The sequence below is a fragment of the Bacillus sp. PS108 genome, assembly GCF_037963335.1.
Taxonomy (GTDB): domain Bacteria; phylum Bacillota; class Bacilli; order Bacillales; family Bacillaceae; genus Bacillus; species Bacillus subtilis.
Window position 1 is genome coordinate 506,403 of sequence record NZ_CP150155.1, and the last position, 20,435, is coordinate 526,837.

Annotated in this window: 23 protein-coding genes and 7 tRNA genes; 27 read left to right on the forward strand and 3 right to left on the reverse strand. The window is 44.3% G+C overall.

Annotated elements, in window-relative coordinates; all coding sequences use genetic code 11:
* Positions 1-12: 12 nt before the first annotated feature.
* Positions 13-333: a thioredoxin family protein gene (locus NSQ16_RS02575; RefSeq protein ID WP_003234326.1), complete on the reverse strand. Its 321-nt coding sequence runs from the start codon at positions 331-333 to the stop codon at positions 13-15.
* Between the two features lie 153 nt (positions 334-486).
* On the opposite strand from NSQ16_RS02575, the gene NSQ16_RS02580 reads away from it, so the two are divergent.
* The 5 genes from NSQ16_RS02580 (at position 487) to NSQ16_RS02600 (ending at position 7,025) form a co-directional block, all read left to right on the forward strand.
* The gene (locus NSQ16_RS02580; RefSeq protein WP_046160073.1) at positions 487-1,572 is read left to right on the forward strand and encodes a D-alanine--D-alanine ligase; all 1,086 of its coding nucleotides are present in this window, start codon (positions 487-489) and stop codon (positions 1,570-1,572) included.
* 71 nt (positions 1,573-1,643) lie between these two features.
* Positions 1,644-3,017 carry a UDP-N-acetylmuramoyl-tripeptide--D-alanyl-D-alanine ligase gene (murF, locus tag NSQ16_RS02585; protein ID WP_230488146.1) on the forward strand — a complete coding sequence of 458 codons (1,374 nt, stop codon included), beginning with the start codon at positions 1,644-1,646 and terminating at the stop codon, positions 3,015-3,017.
* 400 nt (positions 3,018-3,417) lie between these two features.
* On the forward strand, positions 3,418-4,902 hold the full coding sequence (gene cshA, locus NSQ16_RS02590; RefSeq protein ID WP_003246685.1) for an ATP-dependent RNA helicase CshA: 1,485 nt from the start codon (positions 3,418-3,420) through the stop codon (positions 4,900-4,902).
* A gap of 172 nt (positions 4,903-5,074) precedes the next feature.
* Entirely contained in the window at positions 5,075-5,554 is a 480-nt protein-coding gene (locus NSQ16_RS02595; RefSeq protein WP_003234318.1) for a PH domain-containing protein, read from the forward strand.
* Complete coding sequence (locus NSQ16_RS02600; RefSeq protein WP_230488145.1) at positions 5,544-7,025, forward strand: PH domain-containing protein; 1,482 nt, start codon at positions 5,544-5,546, stop codon at positions 7,023-7,025. Before NSQ16_RS02595 ends, NSQ16_RS02600 begins: the two co-directional genes overlap by 11 nt.
* A 196-nt stretch (positions 7,026-7,221) precedes the next feature.
* On the opposite strand, the gene NSQ16_RS02605 is transcribed toward NSQ16_RS02600, so the two are convergent.
* Entirely contained in the window at positions 7,222-7,821 is a 600-nt protein-coding gene (locus tag NSQ16_RS02605; RefSeq protein WP_032722928.1) for a rhomboid family intramembrane serine protease, read from the reverse strand.
* 94 nt (positions 7,822-7,915) lie between these two features.
* Here NSQ16_RS02605 and acpS point away from each other — a divergent pair, with 94 nt between their 5' ends.
* The 14 genes from acpS (at position 7,916) to NSQ16_RS02675 (ending at position 18,722) form a co-directional block, all read left to right on the forward strand.
* Positions 7,916-8,281 carry a holo-ACP synthase gene (gene acpS, locus NSQ16_RS02610; protein ID WP_230488144.1) on the forward strand — a complete coding sequence of 122 codons (366 nt, stop codon included), beginning with the start codon at positions 7,916-7,918 and terminating at the stop codon, positions 8,279-8,281.
* A 165-nt stretch (positions 8,282-8,446) separates the two neighbouring features.
* The gene (locus NSQ16_RS02615) at positions 8,447-9,463 is read left to right on the forward strand and encodes an outer membrane lipoprotein carrier protein LolA (RefSeq protein ID WP_003234282.1); all 1,017 of its coding nucleotides are present in this window, start codon (positions 8,447-8,449) and stop codon (positions 9,461-9,463) included.
* Positions 9,464-9,577: 114 nt separating this feature from the next.
* Positions 9,578-10,747: an alanine racemase gene (alr, locus tag NSQ16_RS02620; RefSeq protein WP_015252766.1), complete on the forward strand. Its 1,170-nt coding sequence runs from the start codon at positions 9,578-9,580 to the stop codon at positions 10,745-10,747.
* Positions 10,748-10,862: 115 nt separating this feature from the next.
* A complete protein-coding gene (endB, locus tag NSQ16_RS02625) occupies positions 10,863-11,144 on the forward strand; it encodes a type II toxin-antitoxin system antitoxin EndoAI (RefSeq protein ID WP_003225183.1) in 282 nt (93 codons plus the stop codon).
* 4 nt (positions 11,145-11,148) lie between these two features.
* The gene (ndoA, locus tag NSQ16_RS02630; protein WP_003156187.1) at positions 11,149-11,499 is read left to right on the forward strand and encodes a type II toxin-antitoxin system endoribonuclease NdoA; all 351 of its coding nucleotides are present in this window, start codon (positions 11,149-11,151) and stop codon (positions 11,497-11,499) included.
* Between the two features lie 115 nt (positions 11,500-11,614).
* A complete protein-coding gene (rsbRA, locus tag NSQ16_RS02635) occupies positions 11,615-12,439 on the forward strand; it encodes an RsbT co-antagonist protein RsbRA (RefSeq protein WP_009966610.1) in 825 nt (274 codons plus the stop codon).
* Between the two features lie 4 nt (positions 12,440-12,443).
* The gene (gene rsbS / locus NSQ16_RS02640) at positions 12,444-12,809 is read left to right on the forward strand and encodes an RsbT antagonist protein RsbS (protein WP_003225190.1); all 366 of its coding nucleotides are present in this window, start codon (positions 12,444-12,446) and stop codon (positions 12,807-12,809) included.
* A gap of 3 nt (positions 12,810-12,812) precedes the next feature.
* On the forward strand, positions 12,813-13,214 hold the full coding sequence (rsbT, locus tag NSQ16_RS02645) for a serine/threonine-protein kinase RsbT (RefSeq protein ID WP_003246640.1): 402 nt from the start codon (positions 12,813-12,815) through the stop codon (positions 13,212-13,214).
* 11 nt (positions 13,215-13,225) lie between these two features.
* Positions 13,226-14,233, forward strand: a complete 1,008-nt coding sequence (rsbU, locus tag NSQ16_RS02650; RefSeq protein ID WP_003234295.1) for a phosphoserine phosphatase RsbU — start codon at positions 13,226-13,228, stop codon at positions 14,231-14,233.
* A 61-nt stretch (positions 14,234-14,294) separates the two neighbouring features.
* The gene (rsbV, locus tag NSQ16_RS02655) at positions 14,295-14,624 is read left to right on the forward strand and encodes an anti-sigma factor antagonist RsbV (protein ID WP_003234298.1); all 330 of its coding nucleotides are present in this window, start codon (positions 14,295-14,297) and stop codon (positions 14,622-14,624) included.
* Entirely contained in the window at positions 14,621-15,103 is a 483-nt protein-coding gene (gene rsbW / locus NSQ16_RS02660; RefSeq protein ID WP_003234299.1) for an anti-sigma B factor RsbW, read from the forward strand. Before rsbV ends, rsbW begins: the two co-directional genes overlap by 4 nt.
* Entirely contained in the window at positions 15,069-15,857 is a 789-nt protein-coding gene (gene sigB / locus NSQ16_RS02665) for an RNA polymerase sigma factor SigB (RefSeq protein ID WP_003246715.1), read from the forward strand. Before rsbW ends, sigB begins: the two co-directional genes overlap by 35 nt.
* The gene (gene rsbX, locus NSQ16_RS02670) at positions 15,857-16,456 is read left to right on the forward strand and encodes a phosphoserine phosphatase RsbX (RefSeq protein WP_003234303.1); all 600 of its coding nucleotides are present in this window, start codon (positions 15,857-15,859) and stop codon (positions 16,454-16,456) included. Before sigB ends, rsbX begins: the two co-directional genes overlap by 1 nt.
* Before the next feature lie 106 nt (positions 16,457-16,562).
* Complete coding sequence (locus tag NSQ16_RS02675) at positions 16,563-18,722, forward strand: Tex family protein (protein WP_003234306.1); 2,160 nt, start codon at positions 16,563-16,565, stop codon at positions 18,720-18,722.
* A gap of 9 nt (positions 18,723-18,731) precedes the next feature.
* Here NSQ16_RS02675 and cmpA read toward each other — a convergent pair whose 3' ends face one another.
* Positions 18,732-18,845 carry a cortex morphogenetic protein CmpA gene (cmpA, locus tag NSQ16_RS02680; RefSeq protein WP_003225207.1) on the reverse strand — a complete coding sequence of 38 codons (114 nt, stop codon included), beginning with the start codon at positions 18,843-18,845 and terminating at the stop codon, positions 18,732-18,734.
* Positions 18,846-18,948: 103 nt separating this feature from the next.
* Here cmpA and NSQ16_RS02685 point away from each other — a divergent pair, with 103 nt between their 5' ends.
* The 8 genes from NSQ16_RS02685 (at position 18,949) to NSQ16_RS02720 (ending at position 20,241) form a co-directional block, all read left to right on the forward strand.
* Positions 18,949-19,401: a SprT family protein gene (locus tag NSQ16_RS02685; RefSeq protein WP_003234309.1), complete on the forward strand. Its 453-nt coding sequence runs from the start codon at positions 18,949-18,951 to the stop codon at positions 19,399-19,401.
* Between the two features lie 122 nt (positions 19,402-19,523).
* Positions 19,524-19,598, forward strand: a tRNA-Asn gene (locus tag NSQ16_RS02690).
* 4 nt (positions 19,599-19,602) lie between these two features.
* Positions 19,603-19,693, forward strand: a tRNA-Ser gene (locus tag NSQ16_RS02695).
* A 29-nt stretch (positions 19,694-19,722) separates the two neighbouring features.
* Positions 19,723-19,794, forward strand: a tRNA-Glu gene (locus NSQ16_RS02700).
* Between the two features lie 11 nt (positions 19,795-19,805).
* A tRNA-Gln gene (locus tag NSQ16_RS02705) sits at positions 19,806-19,880 on the forward strand.
* Positions 19,881-19,908: 28 nt separating this feature from the next.
* Positions 19,909-19,984 (forward strand) — tRNA-Lys (locus NSQ16_RS02710).
* An 11-nt stretch (positions 19,985-19,995) separates the two neighbouring features.
* Positions 19,996-20,077 (forward strand) — tRNA-Leu (locus NSQ16_RS02715).
* Between the two features lie 80 nt (positions 20,078-20,157).
* A tRNA-Leu gene (locus NSQ16_RS02720) sits at positions 20,158-20,241 on the forward strand.
* Positions 20,242-20,435: the final 194 nt, after the last annotated feature.

Here is a 20,435-nt window from a genome sequence, read left to right on the forward strand (position 1 = left end):
CTGTTTAACGAATTAGCTTATATGTTCAGATAAAAATTCAGTCACTTCTTCAGGCGTTTTGGCATTGGCGCTGTGAAGGTGAGCTGTTTTTTCACCGTTCTTGAAAATAAGCAGGCTGGGAATGCCCATTACTTGGTATTTTTCAGCCAGGTCAGGAAGCTCGTCCTTATTCAGCTCATACCAATCGTTTTGATTGTATTCTTCCAAAATATCGCCGATGAACATATTCATGCGTGTGCAGTCTGGGCACCAATCAGCATAAAACTTTACAATGATTTCTTTATCGGATTGAATCAGTTCATTAAATTGTTCGTTTGTTGTGATTTTTTTCATATGTCACATCTCCTTTTCAATGCCATTTTAATATAAAATAAAAAGGAATTACATACAAATGCATTCAACATCAGCATGCCCAAAAATAATTAGATCATTTTCCGGTGAAAATGATAAGATAGTAAAGATGAATTGTAGTGGGGGGAGTATCCATTGAAAACAAGTCTAGGATTAGTGTACGGAGGAAAGTCGGCAGAACATAATGTTTCCCTGCAGACGGCTCTGGCTGTAATCAAAGCGCTAAATACTGAGAAGTTTGATATACATCCGATTTATATAACAGAAAAAGGCGAATGGGTAAGAGGCGCCCGTTTAACCGAGCCTGTTTCAAATGTGAAAATGCTTCAATTTGAGCAAGGAGGCAGTGCTTTTTCTCCAGCTGCCTTGAACCAGGAGATGTTTCCGCAGGAAGCGTCACAGCAAAATGAAGCCATCGACGTCGTATTCCCGCTCCTCCACGGACCGAATGGAGAAGACGGTACGATCCAGGGAATGCTTGAGCTGTTGAACATTCCTTATGTCGGCAACGGAGTGCTTGCTTCCTCAGCTGGCATGGATAAAGTTGTCATGAAACATTTATTTGCGCAGGCTGGCCTTGCTCAGGCTAAATACGCAGCTTTCCTTAAGAAAGACTGGACTCGTTCTCCGAAAGAAAGCTGTGAGGAAGTTGAACAGGAATTAGGCTACCCTTGCTTCGTAAAACCGGCGAACCTCGGCTCAAGTGTCGGAATCAGCAAATGCCGAAACCGTGAAGAACTGCAAAAAGCGTTTGAGCTTGCTTTCCAATATGACCGCAAAGTCGTCGTTGAAGAAGGAATTAACGGCCGCGAGATCGAAATCGGCGTTCTTGGAAATGACGATCCTAAATGCTCTGTTGTGGGGGAAATCGCACCGAAAACGGATTTCTACGATTACAAAGCGAAATATGAGGATGGAGATACTGATCTGATGATTCCGGCGATTGTGACTGATGAGGAATACGCAACAATCAGTGATATGGCGATCAAAGCATTTAAAGCGATCGACGGTTCAGGACTCGTCAGAGCGGACTTTTTCCTGACAGCTGACGGCGAAGTTCTGATCAATGAAGTCAACACAATGCCTGGCTTTACACCTTTCAGCATGTTCCCGCTGCTCTGGAAAGAAGCCGGAGTGGAATATGCTGACCTGATTGAACAGCTTGTGGAGCTTGCAAAAGAACGCCACGCTGAAAAACAATTGATTAAGCATACATTCTAATGAAGAAGGACACTGCCGGTAAAAGGGCAGTGTTTTTTCCCGTATATACAAAAGAAAGAGAGGGACCTTACTTGATTAAGCGAACAGTAAAAAACATTGCCGAAATGGTTAATGGCACACTAACAAATCCGCAATATGAACAAACAGTCATTCATGGAGTGGCAACCGATACAAGAAAACTGGAACAACATCAGCTCTTCATTCCGCTGAAAGGGGAACGTTTTGACGGCCACACTTTTGTGGAGCAGGCCTTTGAAGCTGGTGTAGCGGCTGTTCTTTGGGATCGGTCAGTACCAAATCCGCCCGAGAATCACGCCGTCATTTTAGTGGACGATACCCTTACCGCACTTCAGCAGCTTGCAAAAGCCTATTTGCAGGAGCTTGGCACGCGTGTCATCGGAGTAACTGGAAGCAATGGCAAAACGACAACAAAAGATATGATTCACGCCGTACTGGGGACCAAGTACCGTGTCCACAAAACTGGAGGAAACTTCAATAATCATATCGGTTTGCCGCTGACAGTTTTAGCGATGCCTGAAAATACGGAGATCGCCGTATTGGAGATGGGAATGAGCGCCAAAGGAGAAATTGACCTCTTGAGCCGCCTGGCAAACCCGGATGCGGCAGTGATTACGAATATCGGCGAATCGCATATGCAAGACCTCGGCTCTAGAGAGGGCATCGCAGAGGCGAAGCTTGAAATCATTAACGGGCTTAAAGAAGACGGAGTGCTGATTTATATCGGGGACGAACCGCTTCTTCAAAATGCATACAGCTGCCAGACGAAAACGTACGGGACGGGAGCGCATAATGATTATCAGCTTCAGGATGTCAGCCAGAGTGAGGAAGGAACCCATTTTACAATCAAAGGGATAGAAAACACGTTTTTTATTCCGATACTCGGCAAGCACAATGTGATGAACGCCATGGCAGCGATTGCTGCAGGGGCTTATTTTGGCATCACGCCTGAGGGTGCGGCAAAAGGACTGAGCGGCCTAAAGGTAACCGGGATGAGACTTGAACTCATCAAAACAGACAGCGGCCTTTCGATAATCAATGACGCTTATAATGCGAGCCCGACTTCCATGAAAGCTGCAATTCAATTGACAGAAAGCCTCGAAGGCTACGGCAAAAAAATGCTCGTGCTCGGTGATATGCTTGAACTCGGCGATCTTGAAGAAACGTTCCATAAAGAGTGCGGCGCTGTGATCAGCCCTGATAAAATTGACCGCGTCTTTACGTACGGAAAACTGGGAGCTTTTATCGCGGAAGGCGCCCTGAAACACTTTGAGAAAGACCGCGTCAGCCATTACACTGAGAAAAAAGATCTCCTCCAAGCTGTGAAGGAAAACGCATCAAAAGGCGATTTGATTTTATTCAAAGCGTCCAGAGGTATGAAGCTTGAAGAAATCGTTAAAGATTTAATAGAGAGCCCGCTTTCATAAGAAAATATTTTTGCGAAAAAACGCATATTGCATCATAAAATAACATGATATGCAAACACTAATGTATGCCGGCCTAAAATTATATATATCTGGCTGGCTGCGGCTATGATACAATATATATAGGTTATTTCGCGATACGAACATATTCGTCCGGACTTATCATCGTGACCCGAAGTTCTCCGCCGGATTCTTGGGAGCGGATGGAGCAGCAGTCGGCATATTCGAGATGCCGATCTGCTTCTCATCTTATTGAAAAACAAATAGTGTAATGGTAAGATAAAACTTAAAGTAATTCGGGCTTTGTATACGGATGGATCCTGTCCTTCTTGTCTAAAGGGCAGTTTTATAAGTGGTAAATCACGACATTACTGAAACAGCAATTAGAAGGAGTTTGAATAATTTGACTATAACGTTTCAAGATTTTAATTTAAGTTCTGATCTCATGAAAGCAATTAATCGTATGGGATTTGAAGAAGCAACACCGATTCAGGCACAAACGATACCGCTCGGACTTTCAAATAAAGACGTCATTGGACAAGCGCAAACAGGTACAGGTAAAACAGCTGCGTTTGGTATACCCCTTGTTGAAAAAATTAACCCCGAGTCTCCTAATATTCAAGCAATCGTAATCGCGCCAACCCGTGAATTAGCCATTCAAGTATCTGAAGAATTGTATAAAATCGGACAAGATAAACGTGCGAAGGTTCTTCCTATTTACGGCGGACAGGATATTGGACGGCAAATCCGGGCGTTAAAGAAGAATCCGAATATTATTGTCGGAACACCTGGCCGTCTTCTTGACCACATCAACCGCCGCACCATTCGTTTAAACAACGTAAATACCGTTGTAATGGATGAAGCGGATGAAATGCTGAACATGGGATTCATTGACGATATTGAATCTATCCTTTCAAACGTGCCAAGCGAGCATCAGACACTTCTGTTCTCTGCCACAATGCCTGCGCCGATCAAACGCATTGCAGAGCGCTTCATGACTGAGCCGGAACACGTAAAAGTAAAAGCGAAAGAAATGACGGTTTCTAACATTCAGCAGTTCTATTTGGAAGTGCAAGAACGCAAAAAATTCGATACACTGACTCGTCTTCTTGACATTCAGTCTCCTGAGCTTGCGATCGTATTCGGACGTACAAAACGCCGTGTCGATGAGCTGGCTGAAGCCCTGAACCTTCGCGGATATGCAGCTGAAGGAATTCACGGTGACTTAACGCAGGCGAAACGTATGGTTGCGCTTCGTAAATTTAAAGAAGGCGCAATCGAAGTTCTAGTCGCAACTGATGTTGCCGCTCGCGGACTTGATATCTCAGGTGTTACACACGTATACAACTTCGACGTGCCTCAAGATCCTGAAAGCTACGTTCACCGTATCGGAAGAACGGGCCGTGCAGGAAAAACAGGTATGGCAATGACGTTCATTACACCGCGTGAGAAAAGCATGCTTCGCGCAATTGAACAAACAACAAAACGCAAAATGGACCGCATGAAGGAGCCTACACTTGATGAAGCGTTAGAAGGCCAGCAACAGGTTACTGTTGAACGTCTTCGCACAACAATCAGTGAAAACAACCTGAACTTCTACATGACAGCGGCAGCTGAGCTGCTTGAAGATCATGATGCAGTAACAGTGGTTGCAGCGGCTATCAAAATGGCTACAAAAGAGCCAGACGACACACCGGTTCGCTTAACAGACGAAGCGCCGATGGTCAGCAAACGCTACAAGAACCAGCGCTCTTCTAAACGCAGAGACGGTCAAGGCGGCGGCTACCGCGGCGGAAAAGGGAAAAGCAACAACCGTTCTTCCTATGACAAAAAGCGTTCAAACGATCGCCGTTCTTCAGGTGACAGACGCCAGAAAAAATCTTACTAATTTGATCGATTCAGAGCCCAAAACATGATGTTTTGGGCTTTTTTATGTTCGCGATTTGTTATTCAGCAAATTTTCAGCTGACGGAAGCCATTTTTCTCTGTATGCTTAAGAATGAAACCTTTCTGTAAAAGAGACGTATAAGTAACGACGAAAAAAAGGGAGGTAGGTATTTTTGAGAGAGCAGCCAAAAAACCAAATCAGTCCAGACGGATTAAAGGTTTGGCGACTTCAAGAGATCATCATATCCGCTGTTTGCTTACTTATTGTCATTGCAGTTGCAGTGTTAAGCTATTATTTTCATTGGCCGTACTGGATCAGCGGCGTGCTCGGCGCGGTTTGGCTGCTGGGATCGATTGTGACGGTCTTTATCATTCCGAAGGTCCGTCATAAGGTGTGGCGATATGAAGTCCATGAACATGAAATAGATATTCAGTCAGGTATTTTTGTGGTAACACGTGTGATTGTTCCGATGGTCAGAGTTCAGCACGTCGATACGTCACAAGGGCCATTATTAAAAAAATACAACCTGGCAACGGTGAAAATTTCCACGGCCGCGACCGTTCATTCGATCCCCGCTTTAGAGATGGAGGAAGCGGATCGGCTGAGAGACTCCATTTCCCGTCTGGCGAGGGTGACTGACGATGATGTCTGAACCGAAACGCCTGCACCCGGCAGCAGTCATTTTGAATTTATGCCATACCATTATTCAAACGATAAAAAATATCATTCTGCCATTCTTTTTTGTGTATATTGTCAATTCAAACCATACTGTCCGTTTTTACGGAGCCATTGCGCTCGGTGTGCTATTCATCTGGCTTGTAGCGGCAAGCATTATCAAATGGAGAAGGTTTACCTATCGAATTGAAGATGATGAATTTAGAATCGAAGAAGGCTTATTTGTTACGAAAAAGCGATACATATCGATTGATCGGATTCAAACGATGAATACGAGCGCAGGCCTTGTCCAGCAAATCTTTAAGCTTGTGAAGCTGCAAATTGAAACAGCAGGCGGAGGCAAGGAGGCAGAAGCCGTTCTTTCTGCTATTTCTGTTGAAGAAGCCGAACGCATCAAAGAAGCTGTCTTTAAGAAAAAAGCGCAAAGACGAGAAAATGAACTTGATGAAGAACGGCTTGAAGCTGAAGAGGAGTTGGAGCCGGCCGTTGAGGTGCAAGAGCACTATCGCATGAACGCGAAAGAATTGCTCATGGCCGCTTCTACCTCCGGCGGAATTGGAGTCATTATCTCCGCTGTATTTGCACTTATTTCCCAGCTTGATGAAGTGCTGCCAATGGATTGGTTATTCGATAAATTTTCCTTCCTTCAGCACGCCAGTATTGGTATTTACGCGGTACTCATTTTTATCGGTTTATTTATCGCCTGGATTTTCAGCATCGCGGGCATGATGTTTAGATACGCAAACTTTCAAATCATAAAAAAAGAGCAGGAACTGGTGATTTCAAGGGGGATTATTGAAAAACATCAAGTCACGATTCCGCTGCGAAAAATACAAGCCATTAAAATCAAAGAAAATATCATTCGCCAGCTTTTCGGCTTTGTAACGGTGTCCATCGTCAGCGCAGGAGGCGGCGACCGGGAAAAAGCAGAAGGCGCTTTGACCATTCTCTTTCCAATGATTCATAAAAAAAAGCTTCCGCACATGCTCCGAACATTTACGCCGGAATACACACTGGAAGAAAACTGCCGCCGCCTGCCGCGGCGCGCGTTGAAACGCTATTTGTTCCGTTCTGTCATTTTTTCACTCTTTTTGATCATCCCGTTATGTATCTTCTTTCAGCCATGGGGCTATCTGTCAGTGATCTTGCTGCCGATAGAATTGTTCTTCGGCTATCTCGCGTATAAAGAGGCTGCATGGACGATCAACGGGGACCGTCTTCAGCTGACGTCTAGATTTATAGGCAGAACAACCGCCATTGTACTGAAAAAACGAATGCAGGTCTGCAAGTTCAGCCAATCCTATTTCCAAAAGAAAGGCCGCTTGTATACCATTTCTACTTCGGTGAAATCATCGAGCCATATGGAAGAATTAACGGTGAGGGATGTAGGTGAAGAGGATGCAGCCTTCATTTTAAACTGGTACTCATATGAAAAAGCGGACGGTTAATACCGCCGCTCCAGCGTGTCGACAAACCCTCGCATTCGTTGTCAGGACTGCGCTTCGGTGCTCACGAATTAGAACATTCGCTCCGCTCCTATGCTCGTCCTTCCTAGACTTCAAGGGTTTTCAATCACGCTGAAAAGATGACAAAATCCTAAAATGAAAACCATTTTAGGATTTTGTCAACAATCTGAAGCGACGGTTAATACCGCCGCTCTTTTTTTTGCACGAATAAAAACGAAAGAAGAAGCCCGCCGCATAGTCCAAACAGATGGGCCATCATGTTAATATTGGAGTTGATAAACGACATGAGAACGGCAAATGCGAGCAGTGTGATGATCATTTTTGAATGCTCCTGCCCTATTAGCTCATTGCGAAAAAGAACCATAAACAGGTACACGCCGAATAGCCCGAAAATGGCGCCTGAAGCACCGACATGCACGTAATCAAGCGGCTCTGTAACATAAGTGCCGATATTGCCGATGATGCCGGAGCCGGCGTATACAAGAAGGAAACGCGCTTTTCCCAGCATGCGTTCCAAAGCCGGGGCAAATAAAAAGATGGACATGGAATTAAACAGCAGATGTGTGAAACCGGCGTGCAGCAAAATCGGTGTGATAAGCCGCCACCATTCACCGTTTGCGACACCTAGATTATAGCCTGTGACGGTATCCCTCCATAACACGACTGAATGGGCAGGAAGTGAAAAAAACAGCCAGAGAACGGCTTGCAAAGCCAATATAAAGGTGACAACGGGGTAAAGCCTGATAAATGTTTGAAAATTTTCAGTCCGTATAAACATTCCGAGCCCCTTTTCTTCATTTTGGTATATCTATAGTAACACGTTTATGAGACAAACCATTTAAATAGTACGTACGCAAAGGAGGTTATCATACATGATTTACGGCATTGGGCTGGACATTACCGAGCTTAAACGGATCGCCTCTATGGCTGGACGCCAGAAAAGGTTTGCCGAGCGGATTTTGACGCGAAGCGAGCTTGACCAATACCATGAGCTTTCAAAGAAAAGAAAAATCGAATTTCTCGCGGGCAGATTCGCGGCAAAAGAAGCGTTCTCGAAAGCATTTGGCACCGGCATTGGGAGGCAGCTCAGCTTTCAGGACATTGAAATTAGGAAAGACCAAAATGGCAAGCCCTATATCATTTGCACGAAACTGAGCCAGGCTGCCGTTCACGTATCGATCACTCATACAAAAGAATACGCTGCCGCGCAGGTTGTGATTGAAAGGTTGTCAAGCTAGTCTGCATATTAGGGAAACCCCACTCATATATTTGATAGTGCATTAAGGGAGACAAGTTGTTTGAGGCTTTTATGGTACGCATCTGTTCTGCCTAAACGTGTACCGAGCGTACCGTTAAAGTCAAACAAGCGATTTCTTCCTTTTACATCAATTGAGAAAAAGGGGTTGAAAAAGGTGAGAAAAAGCTTTGTTTTGCTTTTAACGGGACTGCTTGCTGTTCTTATTCTTTCTGCCTGCGGGCAAAAAACACAGCAAGATATTGTGGCCGGGTTAGATGAAAAGGCGAAAGAATACACCTCGTACAAAGCAAAAGCGAAAATGACCATCGAGACAGGGAGTGAGCCTCAAGTATACAATGTGGAAATCTGGCACAAAAAGCCATCTCTGTACAGGGTTTATTTAGAAAATCCGAAAAAGGACCAAAATCAAGTCATTTTACGAAATGAAAACGGAGTATTCGTTCTCACGCCGTCTTTAAATAAGAGCTTCAGATTTCAAAGCGATTGGCCAAACAACAGCAGCCAGGTTTATCTGTTTGAATCGCTCGTAAAGGATGTTCAAAACGATTCGGATGCAGTTTTCACAGCGAAAGAAAAGAAATACGTATTCGAAACAAAAACAAACTATCAGCATAACAAAATGCTGCCGACGCAAGAAATCACATTTAACAAAAAAGATATGAGCCCGTCATCTGTCAAAGTGATGGATACCGACCGGAAAGTGATGGTCAAAGTAGAATTCAGCAGCTTTGAATTTAATAAACAATTTGATAAAGAATCATTTGATGAAAAGAAAAATATGACCCTTTCTCAAATGGATGTCGCCACAAGCGCGAAGCCTTCCGATACATTTGCGGTCAAAACGCCGCTGGAACTGCCGCTTGGCGTCAAGCTGCTTGAAGAAAAAGATATATCTACTGAAGACGGGAAGCGCATCATCATGACGTACGGAGGAGAAAAATCATTTACGTTAATTCAGGAAAAAGCCCAGATTGCCAAGGCTTCCTCCTCCGTTACGCTGAACGGCGAACCGGTAAATCTCGGCTACACCATCGGCGCCCTGTCGGATGCATCATTGTCATGGACATATGACGGCGTAGATTACCTTCTCTCTTCTAAAGATCTTTCTAAAGAAGAAATGGTAACAGTAGCGAAAAGCATGCAGGGACAATCATCGAAATAACCGCCAAAGGCCAAACATGATTTGGCCTTTTTTTCGTTAGACATCGTTTCCCTTTAGCCTTTAATTTTAGTATGATATGTAAATGATATTGAATAAAAGCTAGGAAGTGTCGTAATGAGCACAAAACCTTTTTACAGAGATACGTGGGCGGAAATTGACTTGTCCGCGATAAAGGAAAATGTCAGCAATATGAAAAAACATATCGGTGAACATGTCCACCTGATGGCAGTTGTGAAAGCAAACGCCTACGGGCATGGTGATGCAGAAACAGCAAAGGCTGCTCTTGACGCAGGTGCTTCATGCTTGGCCGTGGCCATTTTGGATGAAGCGATTTCACTGCGCAAAAAGGGATTGAAGGCGCCTATATTGGTGCTTGGCGCGGTTCCCCCAGAGTATGTGGCAATCGCTGCTGAGTATGACGTGACCTTAACAGGTTATTCTGTTGAATGGCTTCAGGAGGCAGCCCGCCACACAAAAAAAGGTTCTCTTCATTTTCATCTGAAGGTCGATACGGGGATGAACAGGCTTGGTGTAAAAACAGAGGAAGAAGTTCAGAACGTGATGGCCATTCTTGACCGCAACCCTCGTTTAAAGTGCAAAGGGGTATTTACCCATTTTGCGACAGCGGATGAAAAAGAAAGAGGCTATTTCTTAATGCAGTTTGAGCGTTTTAAAGAGCTGATTGCTCCGCTGCCGTTAAAGAATCTGATGGTCCACTGCGCGAACAGCGCCGCCGGACTCCGGCTGAAAAAAGGCTTTTTTAATGCAGTCAGATTCGGCATCGGCATGTATGGCCTTCGCCCGTCTGCTGACATTTCGGACGAGATACCGTTTCAGCTGCGTCCGGCATTTACCCTGCATTCGACGCTGTCGCATGTCAAACTGATCAGAAAAGGCGAGAGCGTCAGCTACGGAGCCGAGTACACAGCGGAAAAAGACACATGGATCGGGACGGTGCCTGTAGGCTATGCGGACGGCTGGCTCCGAAAATTGAAAGGGACTGACATCCTTGTGAAGGGAAAACGCTTGAAAATTGCCGGCCGAATTTGCATGGACCAATTTATGGTGGAGCTGGATCAGGAATATCCGCCGGGCACAAAAGTCACATTAATAGGCCGGCAGGGGGATGAATATATTTCCATGGATGAGATTGCAGGAAGGCTCGAAACCATTAACTATGAGGTGGCCTGTACAATAAGTTCCCGTGTTCCCCGTATGTTTTTGGAAAATGGGAGTATAATGGAAGTAAGAAATCCTTTATTGCAGGTAAATACAAGCAATTAACTTACCTAAATGGAGAATTCATAAAACAGCTTTGCTTGAAGAGTGAATAATGGTATCATTATCACTGGATGGATAAAAGAGTCGTATCCGTAAGTTTGGTGGAGGTGTATGTTTTTTGTCTGAATCCAGCGCAAGAACCGAAATGAAAATCAGCTTGCCCGAAAACCTAGTAGCTGAATTGGATGGTGTAGCGATGCGGGAGAAACGAAGCAGAAACGAACTGATATCACAAGCAGTGAGAGCGTATGTCAGCGAACGAACAACTCGTCACAACCGTGATTTGATGAGACGCGGCTATATGGAAATGGCGAAAATCAACCTGAATATTTCTTCTGAGGCTCACTTTGCGGAGTGCGAGGCTGAAACGACAGTTGAGCGCTTAGTCAGCGGAGGATAATCATTTGATTGTGAAACGCGGCGATGTTTATTTTGCTGATTTATCTCCTGTTGTTGGCTCAGAGCAAGGCGGGGTGCGCCCGGTTTTAGTGATCCAAAATGACATCGGAAATCGCTTCAGCCCAACTGCTATTGTTGCAGCCATAACAGCACAAATACAGAAAGCGAAATTACCAACCCACGTCGAAATCGATGCAAAACGCTACGGTTTTGAAAGAGATTCCGTTATTTTGCTGGAGCAAATTCGGACGATTGACAAGCAAAGGTTAACGGATAAGATTACTCATCTGGATGATGAAATGATGGATAAGGTTGATGAAGCCTTACAAATCAGTTTGGCACTCATTGATTTTTAGACATATTTGCAGGTTGCTCAAATAGAGCAACTTTTTTTGTTTTCAAAAAACATAAACGATATAATAGTGAAATAACGAAAAAAATATGTTGTTTTTTATTGGGAGGTAAGCGAATTTGATGTCGAATCAGACTGTATACCAGTTCATTGCCGAAAATCAAAATGAACTGCTCCAACTGTGGACTGACACACTAAAAGAATTAAGCGAGCAAGAATCCTATCAGCTGACTGACCAAGTGTATGAAAATATATCTAAAGAATATATCGACATTCTGCTGCTGTCTGTTAAGGACGAAAACGCTGCTGAAAGCCAAATCAGCGAACTGGCGCTTCGAGCGGTCCAAATCGGACTGTCTATGAAGTTTTTGGCTACTGCGCTTGCTGAATTCTGGAAGCGTCTCTACACGAAAATGAATGATAAGAGATTGCCAGATCAAGAGAGCACGGAATTAATCTGGCAGATTGACCGCTTTTTCAGCCCGATTAACACAGAAATTTTTAATCAATACTCAATCTCATGGGAAAAAACAGTATCCCTGCAAAAAATCGCGCTGCAAGAGCTGTCTGCGCCGCTTATCCCGGTGTTTGAAAATATCACTGTGATGCCTCTTGTCGGAACAATTGATACCGAACGCGCGAAACGAATTATGGAAAACCTTCTTAATGGCGTCGTCAAACACCGTTCCCAAGTCGTGCTGATTGACATTACAGGTGTCCCTGTCGTCGATACGATGGTTGCCCATCATATTATTCAGGCATCAGAAGCTGTAAGGCTTGTCGGAGCAAAATGCCTGCTGGCCGGAATCCGTCCGGAAATTGCTCAAACAATCGTCAACCTGGGGATTGATTTATCCCAAGTTATAACTAAGAATACCCTGCAAAAAGGAATTCAAACAGCATTGGAAATGACGGATCGAAAAATCGTTTCATTGGGGGAATAACATTTTGAGACATCCGAAAATCCCGATCTTGAAACTGTATAATTGCTTATTAGTATCCATTCAATGGGAACTTGATGACCAGACAGCATTAACCTTTCAAGAAGACTTATTAAATAAAATATACGAAACAGGTGCTAACGGAGTCGTCATTGACCTGACATCTGTGGATATGATTGATTCATTTATCGCGAAAGTGCTGGGCGACGTCATTACAATGTCTAAGTTAATGGGGGCAAAAGTTGTCTTGACCGGCATTCAGCCCGCTGTGGCAGTGACGCTGATTGAACTTGGAATCGCACTTGAGGAAATCGAAACTGCGCTCGACTTAGAGCAGGGGCTTGAGACATTGAAGCGGGAATTGGGGGAATAGCGAATGAACGACCAATCCTGTGTAAGAATCATGACAGAATGGGATATTGTGGCCGCCAGACAGCTGGGACGAAACGTTGCGAAAGAACTGGGTTTCGGCACGGTAGACCAGGCTAGAATTACAACGGCTATTTCAGAATTAGCCAGGAATATTTATTTATATGCCGGCAAAGGGCAGATTGGAATTGAACAGGTCGCAGACAGAGGAAAAAAAGGCCTGAAAATTATAGCGGAAGACCAAGGGCCGGGAATTCCTGATATCCGAAAAGTCATGGAAGACGGGTTTTCAACGTCTGGAGGACTTGGTGCGGGACTTCCCGGGGTCAAAAGGCTGATGGATGAATTCAGCTTAAATTCCGTAGCGGGGGAAGGAACAGAGATACAAGCCATCAAATGGCTTCGGTAGGAGGTAAGAACGTGGATTTTAGGGAGGTTATTGAGCAGCGGTATCATCAGCTGCTTAGTCGATATATAGCCGAATTAACAGAAACATCTTTATATCAAGCCCAAAAATTCAGCCGAAAAACAATCGAACACCAAATTCCTCCGGAAGAAATCATCAGCATTCACAGGAAAGTGCTGAAGGAGCTGTATCCAAGTCTCCCGGAAGATGTGTTTCATTCGCTGGATTTTTTAATAGAAGTCATGATTGGCTATGGAATGGCTTATCAGGAGCATCAAACCCTTAGAGGGATACAGCAGGAAATCAAATCAGAAATTGAAATCGCGGCAAATGTCCAGCAGACGCTTCTCGGAACTAAAGTTCCTCAGGAGGAAGCGCTGGATATCGGCGCCATCAGTGTTCCCGCTAAACAGATGAGCGGTGATTACTACCACTTTGTCAAAGACAAGGAATCCATCAATATCGCAATCGCGGACGTGATCGGAAAAGGCATTCCAGCGGCTTTATGCATGTCCATGATTAAATACGCAATGGACTCTTTGCCGGAAACGGGCATACACCCTTCTCAAGTGCTGAAAAATTTGAATCGTGTTGTTGAACAAAACGTTGATGCCAGCATGTTTATTACGATGTTTTATGCGAATTACAATATGGACAAGCATCAATTTACATATGCTTCAGCGGGACATGAACCGGGATTCTATTATTCTCAAAAAGACAACACGTTTTACGATTTAGAGGCCAAAGGACTCGTTCTCGGCATCTCACAGGACTATGACTACAAACAATTCGATCAGCATCTGGAAAAGGGCGATATGATTGTTTTATTTTCTGACGGCGTCACAGAATGCAGAACGGAAAACGGTTTCTTGGAGCGTCCTGATCTGCAGAAGCTCATTGAGGAACATATGTGTTCCTCCGCGCAGGAAATGGTCAAAAACATTTATGACAGCCTCCTCAAATTGCAGGATTTTCAGCTTCACGATGATTTTACGTTAATTGTTTTGCGGAGAAAGGTTTAACGTCTGTCAGACGAGGGTATAAAGCAACTAGTGATTTGAAGGAAAATTTGAGGTGATACGAATGAATATAAATGTTGATGTGAAGCAAAACGAGAATGATATACAAGTAAACATTGCAGGAGAAATTGATGTATACTCAGCACCGGTGCTCAGAGAGAAGCTCGTTCCTCTGGCAGAACAAGGAGCTGACTTAAGAATTTGCCTGAAAGATGTCAGCTACATGGACAGTACCGGATTGGGCGTTTTTGTAGGGACCTTTAAAATGGTGAAAAAACAAGGCGGTTCGCTGAAACTTGAAAATCTTTCTGAACGGCTGATCCGACTGTTTGACATTACAGGCTTGAAGGACATCATTGATATTTCTGCAAAGTCAGAAGGTGGAGTGCAATGAAGAATAATGCTGATTACATCGAAATGAAAGTGCCGGCCCAACCTGAATATGTGGGAATTATAAGACTGACGCTGTCAGGGGTCGCAAGCAGAATGGGCTATACGTACGATGAAATTGAAGACTTGAAAATCGCAGTCAGTGAGGCGTGCACAAATGCGGTTCAGCACGCTTACAAAGAAGATAAAAATGGGGAAGTGTCAATACGATTCGGTGTGTTTGAAGACCGTTTAGAGGTTATTGTGGCGGATGAAGGAGACAGCTTTGACTTTGATCAAAAGCAGCAGGATTTAGGGCCGTACACACCTTCGCACACAGTTGATCAATTATCAGAAGGAGGGCTCGGTCTATATTTAATGGAAACGCTCATGGATGAAGTCAGAGTGCAAAACCACTCCGGCGTCACCGTAGCGATGACAAAGTATTTAAATGGGGAGCGAGTTGATCATGACACAACCATCAAAAACTACGAAACTAACTAAAGATGAAGTCGATCGGCTCATAAGCGATTACCAAACAAAGCAAGATGAACAGGCGCAGGAAACGCTTGTGCGGGTGTATACAAATCTGGTTGACATGCTTGCGAAAAAATATTCAAAAGGCAAAAGCTTCCACGAGGATCTCCGCCAGGTCGGCATGATCGGGCTGCTAGGCGCGATTAAGCGATACGATCCTGTTGTCGGCAAATCGTTTGAAGCTTTTGCAATTCCGACAATCATCGGTGAAATTAAACGTTTCCTCAGAGATAAAACATGGAGCGTTCATGTGCCGAGACGAATTAAAGAACTGGGTCCAAGAATCAAAATGGCGGTTGATCAGCTGACCACTGAAACACAAAGATCGCCGAAAGTCGAAGAGATTGCCGAATTCCTCGATGTTTCTGAAGAAGAGGTTCTTGAAACGATGGAAATGGGCAAAAGCTATCAAGCCTTATCCGTTGACCACAGCATTGAAGCGGATTCGGACGGAAGCACCGTCACGATTCTTGATATCGTCGGATCACAGGAGGACGGATATGAGCGGGTCAACCAGCAATTGATGCTGCAAAGCGTGCTTCATGTCCTTTCAGATCGTGAAAAACAAATCATAGACCTTACGTATATTCAAAACAAAAGCCAAAAAGAAACTGGGGACATTCTCGGTATATCTCAAATGCACGTCTCGCGCTTGCAACGCAAAGCTGTGAAGAAGCTCAGAGAGGCCTTGATTGAAGATCCCTCGATGGAGTTAATGTAATGATCCAGGTTGAAGAAAACGAGCATATTCAAACTCTAGTATATCAACTGAATAAAGAAGGGAAATCGATTTGCGGTGACAGCTTTTTTATGAAAGCTGATGATAAGGAGTTAATTTGCGCGGTTGCTGACGGACTGGGAAGTGGATCACTTGCTAACGAATCCTCTGCAGCCATCAAAGACTTAGTGGAAAACTATGCGAATGAAGACGTAGAAAGCATTATCGAACGCTGTAATCAGGCGATGAAAAACAAAAGAGGCGCTACAGCATCTATCCTGAAAATCAATTTTGAGCAAAGGCAGTTTACGTACTGCTCTGTCGGAAATGTACGGTTTATTCTGCATTCCCCGTCTGGTGAAAGCTTTTATCCTCTGCCGATTTCGGGCTATTTATCAGGCAAGCCGCAAAAATACAAAACGCACACCGCCACCTATGAAAAGGGTTCAAAGTTCATTATACATACAGATGGACTCAACGTACCTGATATCCGCTCCCACTTGAAAAAAGGCCAATCGGTAGAAGAAATATCGAATTCGCTGAAAATGTATACGACATCGAGAAAAGATGACCTGACCTATATTCTCGGACAGCTGTCCTAGAGAATAAGAACAAAAAGAAGCCGGAATGCCGGCTTCTTTTTTTATGTGTTTTTTTCGGTTTTTGATACACTAGAGAAAGAACGACAAAATTGGAGGCTTTGGTTACATGGAAACGTCAGCCCTTTTAAAACAGCAAATTGCGAAAGAAATAGGTTTATCACAAAAACATGTTGAAAGTGTTATCCGTCTGCTTGAGGACGGCAACACAGTCCCGTTTATTGCCCGGTATCGAAAAGAGCAGACGGGTTCAATGGATGAGGTTCAGATTCAAACGATTTCTGAACGCTGGCAATACATACAAAACCTGAATCAGCGAAAAGAAGAGGTCATCAGGCTGATTGCAGAGCAGGATAAACTGACAGATGATCTAAAACGTAAAATCGAGCAATCGGTGAAGCTTCAGGAAGTGGAAGACCTTTACCGCCCTTATAAACAAAAACGCAAAACAAAGGCGACAGTCGCTAAAAGCAAAGGCCTTGAGCCGCTTGCCGACTATATCCTGACACTTCCCCAAGATGATCGTCTGGCAGCAACTGCAGACCAATACATCAGCGAAGAAAAAGAAGTGTTCACACGAGAAGAAGCGATTGAAGGCGCCAAGCACATTATTGCGGAACAAATTTCAGACGAGCCGACATTCAGAAAGTGGATTCGCCAGGAAACCTTCAAAAGAGGAACCATTAAGTCCGCAGCCGGAAAGTCGGCAGACACCGATGAGAAAAATGTGTATGAAATGTATTACGAGTATGAAGAGCCAATTGCAAAAGTCGTTCCGCATAGGGTGCTGGCAATGAACCGCGGCGAAAAAGAAGATATTTTAAAGGTGTCAATCGAACCACCTGCGGATCACATTAAGGCGTATTTAGAAAAACAAATCATTAAAAATCGCTCAACATCCGTAAAAGAGATTTTGCAGGAGACAATTGAAGACAGCTATAAAAGGCTGATCCAGCCGGCAATCGAGCGTGAAATCAGGAAAGAGCTCTCAGAAAAAGCTGATGAACAGGCGATTCATATTTTCTCAGAGAACTTGAGAAAACTTCTTTTGCAGCCGCCGATGAAAGGCAAAACCGTTCTCGGTGTTGACCCAGCCTTTCGAACCGGCTGTAAGCTCGCTGTGTCAGATGAGACTGGAAAAGTCTTGAAAATTGATGTGATCTATCCGCATGCGCCAGTCAACAAAACAAAAGAAGCCCATGAAAAAGTGAAAAAGATTCTTGAGCAGTATCAAGTCGAGATGGTGGCGATCGGAAACGGCACAGCATCCAGAGAAACAGAACAATTCATCGTCAATGTACTGAAAGACATGCCGCGCAAAATTTATTATGTGATCGTCAATGAAGCGGGTGCAAGCGTCTATTCGGCTTCAGAGCTGGCCCGAGAAGAATTCCCTGACCTTAAGGTTGAAGAGCGCAGTGCCGTGTCTATTGCGCGAAGACTTCAAGACCCGCTCGCGGAGCTCGTTAAAATCGATCCGAAGTCTGTTGGTGTCGGACAGTATCAGCATGACGTCAGCCAAAAACGCTTAAATGAATCTCTGCGGTTTGTCGTCGAAACGGTCGTAAACCAGGTGGGAGTAAACGTCAATACAGCCTCCGCCGCGCTGCTTCAATATGTAGCTGGATTATCGAAGTCTGTAGCAGGCAACGTTGTCAAAAAACGCGAGGAAATCGGAAAATTTTCAAATCGAAAAGAACTGAAGGACATCCCAAGGCTCGGTGCGAAAACCTATGAACAATGTATCGGTTTCTTAAGAGTGCAGGAAGGGACAGAGCCTTTGGATAGAACAGGCATTCACCCGGAAAGCTATAAAGAAACAAAAGCGCTTTTGAAAAAACTCGGACTTTCAACAGAACATATCGGCACGGCGGAATTGAAGGACAAAATCAATCAGCTGGCGCTTTCTGAAACGGCAAAAGAGCTGGAAATCGGCGAAATCACTCTGAAAGACATTTGTGAACAGCTGACAAGGCCGGAACGCGATCCGCGCGATGAGGTGCCTAAGCCTTTGCTGAAAACAGACGTCCTTCAGCTGGAAGATTTGAAAGAGGGAATGGAACTGCAGGGCACCGTGCGCAATGTAGTGGACTTCGGAGCGTTTGTTGATATTGGAGTCAAACAAGACGGGCTTGTGCATATCTCAAAACTGAGCAATCAATTCGTCAAGCATCCTCTTGATGTCGTATCTGTGGGCGATATCGTGACAGTTTGGGTTGACGGCGTAGATGTACAAAAAGGCAGAGTATCGCTGTCTATGGTAAAATAAAAGCACTGCTTACGAGCAGTGTTTTTTCCTATAGAAATACCAGCATTGATTCAGCAGTTTAATTTGGTAATTATCTTTTTCAAGGAACGCTTTTTGCATCTGCTTTTTAAGCCAATTTGGCATAGGCTCATTCCTCCTCAGCTTTTATCATAAGAGGGACGGTGATTACCATATTGTATGCGAACGGTGAATTGTCCCGTTCAATGTTTTTTAAGTGAGGTGCACTATGGATAATATAGAGCTTCAAAAGCTGACAGAGGATATTTCTAAAACATATTTTAAAAAGCCGTTCCGCCATCAGGCGCTTTTTAATGACAGGCTTAAAACCACTGGCGGCAGGTACCTGTTAACCTCTCATAACATTGAATTGAACAGAAAATATCTGATTGAACACGGCAGGGAGGAACTGATCGGCATCATCAAGCACGAGCTCTGCCATTATCATCTTCATCTTGAAGGAAAAGGGTACAAGCACAGAGACAGAGATTTTAGAATGCTTTTGCAGCAAGTCAACGCGCCGAGGTTCTGTACACCCCTTAAGAAAAAAGCGGAAAACAAAAAAACTTATATGTATATCTGTACGGCCTGCGGCCAACAGTATATAAAGAAGCGCGCCATGAACCCTGACAGATACAGGTGCGGAAAATGCCGCGGGAAAATAAAAAGAATTTTTTCGTGAAAAAGGTTGACGAATATGGCAAGCCTATGTTACATTATAAAAGTCGTTACGAGAGATAAATAAAAACATTTACCTCTTGACACTGTAAATCAAGGCTGATATAATAAGTCTTGTCTCATTATTCCACAGTAGCTCAGTGGTAGAGCTATCGGCTGTTAACCGATCGGTCGCAGGTTCGAATCCTGCCTGTGGAGCCATATTGGAGAAGTACTCAAGTGGCTGAAGAGGCGCCCCTGCTAAGGGTGTAGGTCGCGTAAGCGGCGCGAGGGTTCAAATCCCTCCTTCTCCGCCATAAGATTTCGATATAAGTTCTCAACCATCGGCCCGTTGGTCAAGCGGTTAAGACACCGCCCTTTCACGGCGGTAACACGGGTTCGAATCCCGTACGGGTCATTCCATTTCGTTGGGCTATAGCCAAGCGGTAAGGCAACGGACTTTGACTCCGTCATGCGTTGGTTCGAATCCAGCTAGCCCAGCCATTTTTATTTTTTTGAAATTGAATAGTAAGAGCCATTAGCTCAGTTGGTAGAGCATCTGACTTTTAATCAGAGGGTCGAAGGTTCGAGTCCTTCATGGCTCACCATTTGTCTTTTTGCGGGTGTGGCGGAATTGGCAGACGCGCTAGACTTAGGATCTAGTGTCTTACGACGTGGGGGTTCGAGTCCCTTCACCCGCACTTTATTTACAAAGTGCATGCAAATCTGTTTTACTAGGTTAAAAGCCTACTAAACCAGCACAACACAATTTAATGATCACGCGGTCGTGGCGGAATGGCAGACGCGCTAGGTTGAGGGCCTAGTGGGTGAATAACCCGTGGAGGTTCAAGTCCTCTCGGCCGCATCAATGATACCAAGGGTTGTAGACCTTTGGTATTTTTTGTGCTTATTTTTAAAATTGTCTACTGCCCTCAAACTGCCTACTTACCTACAGTAAGCCAACTAATTTAAATTACTATTGATTTTCTGTTTATTTGGATTTAGCTATTCGTAAACATCAATTGTGTCCACAACTTCTGCCTCTTCAGAGTGATAACC